The 12378-nt window shown below is 43.7% G+C and carries 12 protein-coding genes; 6 read left to right on the plus strand and 6 right to left on the minus strand.

From position 1 onward, the window contains the following. Positions 1-2 precede the first annotated feature (2 nt). From JXR92_RS05030 to JXR92_RS05040, 3 genes are read left to right on the plus strand one after another with little or no spacing between them, the layout of a single operon-like run. A complete protein-coding gene (locus JXR92_RS05030) occupies positions 3-1040 on the plus strand; it encodes a pyridoxal phosphate-dependent aminotransferase (RefSeq protein WP_118696379.1) in 1038 nt (345 codons plus the stop codon). After that, on the plus strand, positions 1037-1768 hold the full coding sequence (locus JXR92_RS05035; RefSeq protein ID WP_117599818.1) for a phosphocholine cytidylyltransferase family protein: 732 nt from the start codon (positions 1037-1039) through the stop codon (positions 1766-1768). Before JXR92_RS05030 ends, JXR92_RS05035 begins: the two co-directional genes overlap by 4 nt. Positions 1769-1785: 17 nt before the next feature. After that, the gene (locus tag JXR92_RS05040) at positions 1786-2613 is read left to right on the plus strand and encodes a LicD family protein (RefSeq protein WP_005833794.1); all 828 of its coding nucleotides are present in this window, start codon (positions 1786-1788) and stop codon (positions 2611-2613) included. 21 nt (positions 2614-2634) lie between these two features. Here JXR92_RS05040 and JXR92_RS05045 read toward each other — a convergent pair whose 3' ends face one another. Further along, the gene (locus JXR92_RS05045) at positions 2635-3552 is read right to left on the minus strand and encodes a glycosyltransferase family 2 protein (RefSeq protein WP_117599817.1); all 918 of its coding nucleotides are present in this window, start codon (positions 3550-3552) and stop codon (positions 2635-2637) included. Positions 3553-3860: 308 nt separating this feature from the next. Here JXR92_RS05045 and JXR92_RS05050 point away from each other — a divergent pair, with 308 nt between their 5' ends. Beyond that, positions 3861-4859 carry a glycosyltransferase family 9 protein gene (locus JXR92_RS05050; protein WP_117599816.1) on the plus strand — a complete coding sequence of 333 codons (999 nt, stop codon included), beginning with the start codon at positions 3861-3863 and terminating at the stop codon, positions 4857-4859. Here the strand turns inward: JXR92_RS05050 and hldE are convergent. The 5 genes from hldE to JXR92_RS05075 form a co-directional block, all read right to left on the minus strand. Next, on the minus strand, positions 4840-6270 hold the full coding sequence (gene hldE / locus JXR92_RS05055) for a bifunctional D-glycero-beta-D-manno-heptose-7-phosphate kinase/D-glycero-beta-D-manno-heptose 1-phosphate adenylyltransferase HldE (RefSeq protein WP_022401855.1): 1431 nt from the start codon (positions 6268-6270) through the stop codon (positions 4840-4842). The two genes, JXR92_RS05050 and hldE, sit on opposite strands and share 20 nt — an antisense overlap. Further along, positions 6267-6755 carry a D-glycero-alpha-D-manno-heptose-1,7-bisphosphate 7-phosphatase gene (locus JXR92_RS05060; protein ID WP_061411034.1) on the minus strand — a complete coding sequence of 163 codons (489 nt, stop codon included), beginning with the start codon at positions 6753-6755 and terminating at the stop codon, positions 6267-6269. The genes hldE and JXR92_RS05060 overlap by 4 nt, the downstream gene beginning before the upstream one ends. Continuing rightward, a complete protein-coding gene (gmhA, locus tag JXR92_RS05065) occupies positions 6748-7329 on the minus strand; it encodes a D-sedoheptulose 7-phosphate isomerase (protein ID WP_117599815.1) in 582 nt (193 codons plus the stop codon). Before gmhA ends, JXR92_RS05060 begins: the two co-directional genes overlap by 8 nt. Positions 7330-7365: 36 nt before the next feature. Continuing rightward, complete coding sequence (locus tag JXR92_RS05070) at positions 7366-8115, minus strand: lipopolysaccharide kinase InaA family protein (RefSeq protein ID WP_117599814.1); 750 nt, start codon at positions 8113-8115, stop codon at positions 7366-7368. A gap of 83 nt (positions 8116-8198) precedes the next feature. Then, complete coding sequence (locus tag JXR92_RS05075; RefSeq protein WP_117964287.1) at positions 8199-10013, minus strand: LTA synthase family protein; 1815 nt, start codon at positions 10011-10013, stop codon at positions 8199-8201. Between the two features lie 261 nt (positions 10014-10274). On the opposite strand from JXR92_RS05075, the gene JXR92_RS05080 reads away from it, so the two are divergent. After that, on the plus strand, positions 10275-11339 hold the full coding sequence (locus JXR92_RS05080; RefSeq protein ID WP_117599812.1) for a CDP-glycerol glycerophosphotransferase family protein: 1065 nt from the start codon (positions 10275-10277) through the stop codon (positions 11337-11339). A 12-nt stretch (positions 11340-11351) separates the two neighbouring features. Next, the gene (locus tag JXR92_RS05085; RefSeq protein ID WP_117599811.1) at positions 11352-12362 is read left to right on the plus strand and encodes a glycosyltransferase family 2 protein; all 1011 of its coding nucleotides are present in this window, start codon (positions 11352-11354) and stop codon (positions 12360-12362) included. Positions 12363-12378: the final 16 nt, after the last annotated feature.

A 12378-nucleotide genomic window follows, 5' to 3' on the forward strand; every position in this document is an offset into this window, starting at 1 on the left:
ATATGAATTATTTGGACCGCAATGAGTTTAACTACGCACCTTCACAAGAGGTGGTGGAGGCTCTAAAGAATTTTGATATAAACAAACTCTGTTTCTATACCCGTATCTACGACGAAGGCAAGAAGAGTATTCTGTCTGTTTATCTGTCTGAATCTTACGGAATTGATGAACCGCAGGTACTATTGGGTTATGGTGGAGAAGATATATTGAAACAAGCAGTCCACTATTTCCTGACCCAAGAGGATGGGAACAAGACGATGCTCATTCCTAAATTCTCGTGGTGGTACTATAAATCCATAGCCGACGAGGTGAACGGGCGTACGCTGCAATATCCGTTGTATGAGGATGGCAATACCTTTAAATATGATTTCGCTGCTATGAAAGAGATGGTACAGCGTGAGAATCCCAAGGTCTTATTAATCGCTTCGCCCAATAATCCCACCGGTAACGGTCTGACCCCTGCAGAACTGGACGCTTTGTTGGCTGAGTTGCCCGTAACAACCATCGTTTTGGTGGACGAAGCCTATGCCTCTTTCGTATCTACTGATACGGACTATATTAAAATGCTGGTTGATAAATATCCCAACCTGATTATTTCACGCACGCTTTCCAAGTTCTACGGATTGCCCGGATTGCGCATGGGTTTTGGGTTTATGAGTAAGGAGTTGGCCAGCTTTGGCAAATACAGCAACAAATATCTGGGTTATAACCGTATCTCTGAGGATATTGCTATTGCCGCACTGAAATCGGATGCGCATTACCGGAATATAGCACGGCTGATGAATGAGAGTCGTGCCTGCTTTGAAGCGGAGATAGGGACGTTGCCTGGTTTCAAGGTATATGAGTCGGTGGCGAACTTTGTCCTTATAAAATATCCGATTGTCTTGAAAGAACGTTTACAGAAAGCTTTTGCCGACGAGGATTATAAGGTGAAGTTCATGAATGAACCAGACATCAATACCCATTTGCGTATTACCTTGGGGCGCCCTGAACAGAACCGTATTGTCATTGACACCATTAAAAAAATTGCATTACAATGAAAGCGGTTATATTGGCTGCAGGGATAGCTTCGCGTTTGCGTCCGTTGACTGATACCACTCCAAAATGTCTGTTGAAAGTTGGAGAGCGTTGTTTGCTGCAAAGAGCCTTTGATGCATTGCTGCAGAATGGCTTTCGGGAGTTTGTCATTGTCACCGGTTATAGACAGCAGCAGATTGTGGATTTTCTGGAAGCTCATTATCCGGCATTGGAGGTTACGTTTATCTATAATGAGAAATATGCTTCTACCAATAATATCTACTCTTTATGGCTTACACGGCCTTATGTAGATAAAGAGGACATTCTGTTGCTGGACAGCGATATCCTTTTTGACCCGCAGGTTGTAGCCAAGTTGCTTGGATATGGTCAAGCGGATGCGTTGGCTCTGAACCATCATACATTGGGGGAAGAGGAAATCAAGGTAATAGCGGACAATGATGGCAAGGTGTTGGAAATCAGTAAGACGTGCTCCATATCCCGAGCTATTGGCGAGTCTATTGGCATCGAGAAGATGTCTGCCGCTTATACAGAAGCGCTTTTCCGGGAATTGGAGGTTATGATTACCAAAGAAGGTTTGGATAATATCTTCTATGAACGTGCTTTTGAGCGTCTCATACCGCAAGGACACTCTTTCTATGCGCTTGACACTACCGAATATTTTTCTGTGGAGCTTGATACGGTGAATGACTTTGAACAAGCACAGCGGTTGATTCCTTCACAACTTTATTAATTAATGGGCTGATTTTTATGGCAGATTATGATATACGTCCTTTGCAGCTTCGTATTTTGAAGATATTGCTTGCTGTGGATAAAGTTTGTAAAGAACATGGTTTGCGCTATTATATAATGGCCGGTACTATGCTTGGTGCAGTCCGTCATAAGGGATTTATCCCTTGGGACGATGATTTGGATATCGGTATGCCGAGGGCTGATTATGATTTGTTGATGTCTCATTCCAAGGAATGGCTTCCCAAGCCTTATGAGGCTGTCTGCGCAGAAAATGATCCGAATTATCCATTACCTTTTGCCAAGATACAAGATGCGGATACGACTCTTATCGAGCGTATGCATTTGAAATACTTGGGAGGTATCTACTTGGACGTATTTCCATTGGATGGTGTACCGCAAAGCAACCTGAAACAGAGGATTCATTTTGCTCGGTATGAATTTTACAAGCGGGTGCTCTATTTTATCTACCGCGACCCTTATAAACATGGAAAAGGTCCCGGCTCATGGTTGCCGCTGCTGTGCCGGAGACTTTTTACTACTGCCGGCGTACAGAGGAGTATCAGAAATGTGATGACCACCTATGACTTTGACAAGTCTTCTTTAGTCTGTGATTATGACGACGGTATGCGCGGTATTATGCCCAAGGCAGAGCTGGGAGCTCCGACTCCCGTTTCGTTTGAGGGCGAAACAGTGTGGGGAGTACAAGATTATGACGCCTATCTGACCCGAAAATATGGAGACTACATGGTTATACCGAAACAAAGCGGGCAGAGACAGCATAATTTCCACTATTTGGATTTGGATAAGCCCTATTCTTCACAAGAAAGTTCCAATTCTATTTTATAATTTTGCTCTTTTAGGGAAATGTTAGACAAATGTTTTTTTCCAAAATTTCCATAAGGGACCGAAATCTTTGGTTAATAAATAAAATATGGCTTTTAGGCGGCCGCGTATTAGGCTTATTTTGAATCTATTTCCTGTTTTGAAAGTTCCTATCTTTTGGGATTTGAAATCTTTTCCTTTGTAAGTGAAAACTTTGCGGAATGTGGATGAAGTCATGCCCCATTTTAATAGAAATTGCATTTGACCACAATTCTTGCGTATGCGGGTAGTTGATTTTGTTTCAAAATGATAGATGCGACTGGCTTGTAGCCCTTTCATGAATCTGACTCCACACATATATAATTTTGCGGTGAAATCTGGGTCGCTGTACATTCCGGGTGAGTATTCTATACTATAACCGCCTACTAAATCCCAAATGTCCCGGTGTACGATATTGGGAGGAATGGTAGCTCCCATCCAGTCGTTTATTTTGTAGTTCATGTATTCTTTCAGTAATTTATCTTCTTGAAAAGTTTCGATACTGTCTCCATAATTGGCTAAGATGGTTGATGCGCTTTGTGTATGTGGTTGTATTGATGTAGCTGAAAGAAAGAAATAATTGTCAGACAGTTTTTCTATTTCGTCATAGAGAACCTTGTCCCAAAAAGGGAGTACATACATATCATCATTCAAAAATAGAATATAATCAGTTTTGACTTTAGTGCGCATCATATTCATAGCAAAACATACTCCGATATTCTGCTCAGAATGTGTGTAATCAATACCTGCTTTTTTTATCCACTCTAAGGTTCCGTCACTTCCATCGTTTACGTGTACAATGATTTGGTGATTGTAGTAAGAGTTTCTTTGGATACTTTGTATGCATAGTTTTAGGAAAGTAAGGTTATTCCATGTAGGTATAACGATTGAAAATAATCTGTTTTGAGATTTTATAGCTGTCATCTTTTGCTAATTGAGAAAATAAGTACAAAGATATTTATATAAATGGAGTTTTTGATTATAATTACTTGAAAACATTTATATTTTATAATATGCAAAAACAATATTGGTGTGAAATATACTGTTTTATGAGTGATATATAATACCTCTAGATTTCTTGTAGACAATAGTTTGGACTTGGATTGAATTTTTATGTTTGTGTTTTGTGTAGGCTGATGTTCTATATTGTATGATTAGCCTATATCGCTATTTGCGAAACTTGAATTAAGTTATTACTTTTGTGCCGAATCAGCAATTCTAATAAATTTGTTATGACCAAATTCTTAATTATCCGTTTCAGTTCGATAGGGGATATTATCCAGTGTATGGGAATTATCGGTGGAATACGTGAACGGTTTGCAGATGTGGAAATTCATTGGATTACCCGGAAAGATATGGTGGGGACCTTGTCGATGGATGGCAGGATTGATAAAATCTGGGCGTTTGACAAGGAGACCGGACTTGCCGGGTTGTTGAAAATGGCGGCTGATTTGAGAAAAGAGCATTTCGACTACATTTATGACGCTCATAGTAATATCCGTTCCAACATATTGAAGCTGATAGTGTCTCCATTGCCTTTTGTGAAACCTTACGTTGCTCTGCGGAGCAAAGAGAGAGGCAAACGCTTTTTGTTGTTCAAACTGGGAATCAACCATTTCGACAAGCCTTTCAGGGGGATGGTGTCTTTTCAGAAACCATTGAAGAAATGGGGAATTACGCATTTTCCGGACAACTATCACGACTGGCATTTCCCGATGCAAATACGTAGCAAGTATGAGAACTTTGTAACCAAAGATATGATTACGCTGGTGCCGTCTGCCAACTGGGAAATGAAACGCTGGCCCGTTTCCTATTGGAAAGAATTGGTTGCCCTTCTTCCTGAGTCTAGATTTGTTATTCTGGCTGGTCCGAAGGATACTTTCTGTGAGGAAATCAGAAGTGCTGCACCGGAACGGGTAGTTAACCTTGCGGGACAAACCTCATTGATGGAGTCTTCTTACATAGTGTTGCGTTCCAATCTGGTAATCAGCGCTGATACGGGTTTTATGCATGCCGCTGATTTGTTCCGTGTTCCTGCTTTTGCCTTGATGGGGCCTACAGCCTTCGGTTTCCCTACGGGACCTACGGTGGAAATACTCGAAACAGCCCTGCCTTGCCGTCCGTGCACCAAAGACGGACGGGGTAAATGCAAGCTGGCTGTTTATCAGAAGTGTATGGTGGATATTACCCCCCAACAAGTCGCTGAAAAGATTATTGCTTCTCTTGGTTGATGGCGCCTATCGTCTTTGTAGTGGAATAACCGTCTACGAAAGGGATAGTTACTGTTTCTTGGGCGTACTCCCTGCCTACAATGTTTTCTATGGCATAGTCGCCACCTTTTACCAACACGTCCGGTGCAACTGTCTTGATGAGATTCAGAGGGGTGTCTTCCGTAAAAATCACTACGTAGTCCACTGCTTCCAAGGCTGCCAGGACTGTGGAGCGGGCGTTTTCATCATTGATGGGGCGCGATTCCCCTTTCAGACGTTTTACCGAGCTGTCCGAATTCAATCCTACGATAAGTACGTCCCCCAGTCTTTTGGCCTTTTCCAGATAGCACACGTGTCCTTTGTGCAGAATGTCGAAGCAGCCGTTTGTGAATACGATTTTGCGCTCCTGCGCACGCAGTTGTTTTATAGTATCTGCAAGTTGGGGAATAGGAATAAGTTTGCTGGCCGGTTTCCCGATTTGTAGCTCGTCCTGCAACTCTTTGAACAGAATGGGGCTGGTGCCTATTTTCCCGACTACAATGCCGGCCGCTTTATTGGCAAGATAAATGGCATCTGCAATAGGGATACCGGCTGCCAGCGCAGCTGCTAAAGTTGCCACGACAGTATCGCCTGCACCTGAAACGTCATATACTTCCCTTGCTTCGGTAGGAATGTCTTGTGAGGCTTCCGGAGCTATATATGACATACCTTTTTCGGAACGTGTCACTAATAGAGAAGTAAGGTTATACTCCTTCAGTATCCGGTTTGCCGCGTTATGTATTTCTTTATCCTCATTTCTCACATCCATTCCCGAAACGGCTGAAAGTTCTTTCAGATTGGGGGTGATGATGGTTGCGGAACGGTATTTCTCCCAATTTGTCCCTTTGGGGTCTATAATGACCTTCTTCCCTTGCCCGGCAGAGGCGGATATAACCTGCTGGCATACTGTATCATTGCATACTCCCTTGCCATAATCCGAAATCACGACAATGTCCACTTCGGGGAGTGCACGCTTCACGGCATCCAGCAATTTCTGCTCAGTCTCTTCGTTCAGGCATTCATTTTCTGTTTCAAAGTCCAGCCGTACTACTTGCTGGCTGTTGCCTATTACGCGGGTTTTGGTGATGGTTGGGTGTTCTGTATGAAACAGTTCGTTTCTGATACCCAAATCAGCGAACATCTCCTGCATTGTGTTTCCGTTGTGGTCGTTGCCAAGCAGGCTGACGACATACGGCGAGCAACCCAGTCCCAACAGATTTCTTGCAACATTGGCCGCTCCTCCCAATACATTGTAGGTACGGGTGACACGGACCACTGGTACGGGTGCTTCGGGAGAAATCCTTTTCACGTTCCCTATATGGTAAGTATCCAGCATCACGTCTCCGATAACGAGTACCTTCTTTCCCTTTATACTGTTTAATTCTGTATTCATAATAGGTTGTTTTTTAATTGGTTGGCCCAATATAGAAGTGAATGCTCAGAGGTGACCCGGAAGGACTTGACACCACTTCTTTCGCCGCATTCCGTATCCGATTTCTTATCTCCGAACATATAGGATTGGGATGGGTCGATTTCATATTTCTTCATCGCTTCCGTCACCATGAAAGGAGAAGGCTTACGGCATTCGCAATGTTCTTCCGGAACGTGAGGGCAAGTATAGAAATCGTTCAGTATAACTCCATGTTTTTCCAACTCTTGGGCGAGTGCCTGGTTGAACTGTTCGGCGTCCTCCAGTGTAAAGTAGCCACGTCCAATACCGGATTGGTTCGTGATGACAATCAGCAGATAACCCAATTCCTGAAAAATGCGGAGTGCTTCGGCTACACCGGGCAATAATTCAAGCTCTTGGGTCTTGTAAACGTAGCCGAAATCAACATTGATGGTACCGTCCCGATCAAGGAAAATCGCTTTATTCATGGGAGAACAGTTTATTGTCAACGATGCCGCACAAGATATGTCCGATAATTATGTGCACTTCTTGAATCCTGGCAGATTCGGCGTGCTGTATAATCAACGGGTAATTGCAAAGTTCCTTGCACCTTCCTCCATCCCTTCCCAGGAGTCCTATGGTGGTGATGCCCATAGATTGTGCCTTCTGCAAGGCATGCTCCACGTTGGGAGAGTTGCCGCTGGTAGAAAGGCCTATCAGAATATCACCTTTCGTTCCCAAGGCTGCTGTCTGCCGTTCGAAGACGCGGTCGAAGCCATAATCATTGCTGACTGCGGTCAGGATGGAAGTGTCGGTTGTCATGGCGATGGCGGGCAGGCCTTCCCGTTCGGTCACGAAACGTCCGACGAGTTCGGCAGCGATATGCTGGGCATCGGCTGCACTGCCGCCGTTACCGCAAAGCAAGACTTTGTGCCCTTGTCGAAGGGCTTGTACTATCAGATTGCCGACAGTTTCAATGTCGGCAAGCATTTGCCGGTTGTTCAGGATATTTTCTTTGAGCCTGATACCTTCTTGGATGGACTGGGTGATATAATCTTGCATAATTTTCTAATCTCGTTGGTACAAAGATACGACATTTCAGAAATGAAGCTTGCTTTTGACGAAATTTTTAAATTGTCTTTGCTTTCTCCATTTCAGTCTGCTGAAGAGAGTGAAGAATATGCATTCTTCAATATCGAATCCTCTTTGCTCGGCATATAGAGGTATTATTTTCATGAAGTCATCGGCGGGAATACCCAGTTGGCTGAAGGCATTCATGGACATTCTGATACCGGGCACTTTACCGAGCTTCAGGCGGTTGATGTCAATGAGGGCGAAGTGATATTTGCCGTTTGTCTTCCGGTAAAATATATTCTTGGGATTATAGTCTAGTGGCAAGACCTTGTTCAGATGTAATTGGAGAGTGAAGTCTACGAGGTCATGTCTTAGCCGTTTTTTCTCTTCTTCCTCCATTTCCATACCGAACATATCCGTTACAAGCGGGTAGGGGAGGTATTCGGAAATAAAGTATCCGGTGTGGAAGAAACCATTCTTTTTGATTTCTATATAAGCTACCGGAGGGGCGGTCTCTATTCCCCGTTGCAGAAAAAGTTCTGCATATTCAAAGGCGCGCTGCGCTTTGCTTTTGCGAAACCAAGTGTAAATGAGACAGTTTATGAGGGCAGGTCTTTTGTATTTTTTGATTACGAAGTCCTTGTCTCCGAACCGCACTCTTTCGACTGTGTTTCTTCGGTTACAATAAACCTCTTCCCGTTCATATTCTTCCGATGGGATGGCTCGGATATAACTCTCGTAGGCGGCATAATGCGGATGAATATGTACCTTCATTGTTTTTATTTACATTTTACTTCTTTTGAACGGTGCAAAGATAGTGCAAACCGAAAGCAGAACAAAATGAACTTGTTCATTTTTTATTTTGAGGTGCCGCTTATCTTCGCTTTTGAGCAAAGATAATCAAAATGTATCATCTGGTCGGAAATATCGTATGCTTTTTGGGCGAACTCGGCTTCTGCCGGGGTGGGCTCTTCACCTACCACCTCCATTTGGGGGCTGATGGCGAATCCTTTCTTGCATGGGTCGAGGATGCTTTGGCCCAATCCGCTCCAGTAGTAATCATCCAGTTGGAGCAGGTTCAGCAGGGTGGGGTACATATCGATTTGTCCCATCACTTTATCATAACGCATGCCTACCGGAGAGTTTACTATGATGAAAGGGGTGAATGTCTTGTCGGATACGATACCCTTGCCACCGGGGGCGTTGCACAATTCTTCACGGTAGGTAGCCAGTCCTTCGTGGTCACCAGTGATGACGATAAGGGTCTCGTCGTATTGTGGGAGTGTTTTCAGGTACTCTACGAATTTTCCTATCGCCTTGTCCGTATAGCGTGCAGTGGTCATGTAGTCATTCATTTTCTGTGGAATGGCCGGAGAGAAATGAATCTCTTTCAATTCTTCTGGCAATTTGAAGGGAGCATGGCCGGAGTAGGTCACCAGCTGCATGTAAACATTCTCCCCCTTCTTCCAGATTTCCCCCTTCTCTATTTTTTGGCGGCATTGCGCCAGGAAGGAGCCGTCTCCGGTACGTTTGTGCGTGCCAAAGGCTTCTGTCAGTTCAAAGTCATGATAAGCAATGATGGTGTCGGTCCCGAAACTGTAGGCTATGACGCCTTGGTTCCAGGTCGATACTTTATCAATGGTCAGGAGGTAGTTGCGCGAGTTCTTCTGCTGATGCATGGCTTTCTGCAGGGTTCCGTAGGTGTGGTCAGGATATTGGCTGCTGTATGTGCCGCTGTTGATAGGCAGCATACCGGCGCAAAGCAACAGCTGTGCATCAATGGAGCGCCCTCCTTTCACTTGCGTTAGTACGTGGGGAGCGTATAAGGTGGTGGAGTCTTGCAGCAGTTTGTTGAGATATGGAGTAATCTCTTGCCCTTCCACTTCCCTTTCGAGTACCCAGCTTTCCAGAGATTCTGCCAGGATGACGATGCAGTTGTTGCGGATTCCGATACGTCCGGCCAAAGGGTGATGTCCGGGTTTCTGGCTCAGCCACTCCTTTATCTCTTGCTGTATCTGTGGGGTGGCCTCCTGCTTCTGGTTGATGAGGTCATAGCATAGGCTTCCGAAGACGGTATACATGGAAGTGGTGCTTGCACACAGATAGGCTTTCTGGCGGACGGTGTTGTATGCTTCCTTGAATCCTCCTTTGGCCAGGGTGGTGATGGCAAACAGCAGGATACCGATTCCCAAAGCCCCTCCGTAATACTTGTATGATGTTCTTCCGGCGGTATTTCTTTTGTAATGCCAATAAAGGGGGATACTGGCAATGGTAGATAGAGGGAAGAAGATGTCGTACCAGCGGAAAGAGTCATAAACGCTTCCGGTGAAATCGGCTAGGTTTCCAGAAAGTCCATAGCTGTTAAGTGGAATGGCAGTATAGTAGGTGCGGAAATACATCAGGTTGACAATCAGTAGTATATCCAGCAAAAGCATGATGACTATCTCTGTTTTCCAGAACCGGAAGAACTTATAGGGGACGAGAAGTACGAGGGTGGCTATTATTTTGGTCGCATAAAATTCGATGGTAGAGAATGAAGCGAATGTGGTGGGTATGCTCCAGATGAAATCGAATAGCAGGAATTTGAAAAAAATGGTGATTCCGAATAAAAGAGTCACTTTATCTGTTGCTCCTTGTTGGCTGTTGGAGCAATGAAAAAGATTTCTTCTCATAAAATAGTACTTTTAAAATAGTGGGGTGCAAAGATAGATATTTTAGAGAAGAAAAAGCTTCATAAACAGCAACTTTTGGAGAAAAGTTGATAAAAGTCATTTTTTTTTCTGGATTGATGCAGTATATGCAGAATTCTTGTATTTACTTTGCAGACGTTTAAAGCAAAGAAAGCAAAACTGTTACAAACTAAGGGCTGAATTTTATTGTTCTATTGGTAAAATGAGGTGACGATTGTGTCGTTGCCGTGATATTTTGAGTGTATGAAGAAGCATTATTTATTTTTCGTTTCGGTAGCCTATTCCTATCCTATACTTCGCCCGCTTCAGGACGAAATCAGGCGTAGAGGGGATGATGTTGCATGGTTTATCGAGTCAGACTGCCCGGTTCTGTTGGCCCAGGATGAGAGGTGGCTTCAATCCGTCCAGGAAGTGATGGATTATCAGCCTATTGCTGTTTTTGCACCGGGCAATTATATTTATGATTTCTTCCCGGGAGTGAAAGTCTCCCTTTTCCATGGCTACCCCATCAATAAGCGTGGCGATGAAAAGGATGACCATTTTTCTGTTCGCGGATGGTTCGATGTCTATTGCACACAAGGAGAAACGAGCACTCTTCCCTTCAAGGAGCTTGAGAGGAAATACGGCTTCTTTAAGGTATATGAAACTGGCTGGTGCAAGGCGGATACTTTCGTGAAGGAACGTGCACATACTCCTCATAATGCACGTCCGGTAGTCTTGTACTCTTCTACGTTTACCAAAAATATAACTTCTGCTCCTCATCTGTTTGATACCATCAAGAGACTGGTGCGCGAGAAGAACTGGGATTGGATTATTTCGTTCCATCCGAAATTTTCGGATATGGAAGTCCTCAAGAAATACAAGGAACTGGCCGCTTCCTGCCCCAATATTACTTTCCACGAGAGTGGACTTGTTGATGCCAAGCTGCTGAACAGTGCGGATGTATTGTTGTCCGATGCTTCGTCTGTGATTGTTGAGGCGATGATGTTGGACAAACCGGTTGTGACCTATTGTAACACCATGCCAGGGGATCATTTGCTGAATGTCACTGAGACGGATGCTGTAGAAGGAGCGATAGAAAAGGCCATTTCCCGTCCGGCAGAACTGATGGAGCGGATGCGTGCCTACGTGCACAAGCATGAGGCGCATCTGGACGGTGAGTCCTCTTCACGGGTACTGGATGCCGTAAACAACTACATCTGGTATTTTCAAGGTAAGACCAGAACCAAGCCTTGGAATCTGGTACGTAAGTTTAAATTGCGATGGCGGGTGGGCTATCCGTTGATGGCCACTTTGCGGTTGTGGTAATTGTCATAGCTTATGGAGAACACTGAGACACTACCTCTGATAAGTATTATTGTACCGGTCTATAATGTAAAGAATTACTTGGAGAAATGCCTGCAATCCATTTGCGGGCAGACTTATAAGAATCTGGAAATAATATTGATTGACGACGGCTCTTCCGATGGTTCGGGAGAGCTTTGTGATTTATTTGCCCAAAGGGATGGACGGATAAAGGTTATCCATCAGGCAAATGCAGGTCAGAGTGCAGCTAGGAATAGAGGTTTGGCGGTAGCTCAAGGTGAATTTCTTGGTTTCGTGGATAGCGACGACTGGATTGAACCGGATATGTACGAATTCTTGTATCACTTACTGAAAGAGAATGGGGCGGATATATCCATTTGCTCGCATTATATAGAAACTGCCGTAAAGACCAGAGTGAAGCACTCTTCTGGGCAATTCTCCAGCTTTTCTCGTGAAGAAGCTATCCGAACATTGGTAGAAGATAAGCGTATAAGAAATTATATGTGGGATAAGTTGTATAAGCGTCAATTATTTGCTGGAATATATTTTCCGGTAAATAGAGTTTTTGAAGATATTGCAGTTTCTTATCAGATATTTTATAAAACGCAGAAAGTCGTTATGCAAGACTGTCCTAAATATCATTATTTGAAACGTGAAGGAAGTACTACTCAAGGTAAATTGTACAATTACGAAAAGGAATATCTGCTCTTTCAAACTGTCTATGAACAAGTGAAATTTGTGCGAGAAAAAGAAATATGGGATAAAGCTCCTTATTGTGTACATGAACGGGGAATTCATTTGATTGACCATTTGATGATGCTTCCTCAATCTTCTTTGATAGATGATGTTATCAATGATGTATTAGCCAGAATGCAGGAGTTTGATAATGTGTCGTGGCCGCAATTGGGTGTTATGCATATATTTAAGCGCCGTATGATGTATTGTCATCTAAAGGTTTATAGATGTATTTACCGTTTAGTGAGGACATTCTTCAAATCTAAACGGTATAAATTCCAAACATTATAACTTTAATTGAATCTCA

The organism is Bacteroides parvus (assembly GCF_017309675.2).
In the GTDB taxonomy this organism is placed as follows: Bacteria; Bacteroidota; Bacteroidia; order Bacteroidales; family Bacteroidaceae; genus Bacteroides; species Bacteroides uniformis.

Excerpts from the sequence above, each read along its gene's own strand:
- JXR92_RS05030 (WP_118696379.1), top strand. The coding sequence starts at position 3 with ATGAATTATTTGGACCGCAATGAGTTTAACTACGCACCTTCACAAGAG.
- JXR92_RS05035 (WP_117599818.1), top strand. The coding sequence starts at position 1,037 with ATGAAAGCGGTTATATTGGCTGCAGGGATAGCTTCGCGTTTGCGTCCG.
- JXR92_RS05040 (WP_005833794.1), top strand. The coding sequence starts at position 1,786 with ATGGCAGATTATGATATACGTCCTTTGCAGCTTCGTATTTTGAAGATA.
- JXR92_RS05045 (WP_117599817.1), bottom strand. The coding sequence starts at position 3,552 with ATGACAGCTATAAAATCTCAAAACAGATTATTTTCAATCGTTATACCT.
- JXR92_RS05050 (WP_117599816.1), top strand. The coding sequence starts at position 3,861 with ATGACCAAATTCTTAATTATCCGTTTCAGTTCGATAGGGGATATTATC.
- hldE (WP_022401855.1), bottom strand. The coding sequence starts at position 6,270 with ATGAATACAGAATTAAACAGTATAAAGGGAAAGAAGGTACTCGTTATC.
- JXR92_RS05060 (WP_061411034.1), bottom strand. The coding sequence starts at position 6,755 with ATGAATAAAGCGATTTTCCTTGATCGGGACGGTACCATCAATGTTGAT.
- gmhA (WP_117599815.1), bottom strand. The coding sequence starts at position 7,329 with ATGCAAGATTATATCACCCAGTCCATCCAAGAAGGTATCAGGCTCAAA.
- JXR92_RS05070 (WP_117599814.1), bottom strand. The coding sequence starts at position 8,115 with ATGAAGGTACATATTCATCCGCATTATGCCGCCTACGAGAGTTATATC.
- JXR92_RS05075 (WP_117964287.1), bottom strand. The coding sequence starts at position 10,013 with ATGAGAAGAAATCTTTTTCATTGCTCCAACAGCCAACAAGGAGCAACA.
- JXR92_RS05080 (WP_117599812.1), top strand. The coding sequence starts at position 10,275 with ATGAAGAAGCATTATTTATTTTTCGTTTCGGTAGCCTATTCCTATCCT.
- JXR92_RS05085 (WP_117599811.1), top strand. The coding sequence starts at position 11,352 with ATGGAGAACACTGAGACACTACCTCTGATAAGTATTATTGTACCGGTC.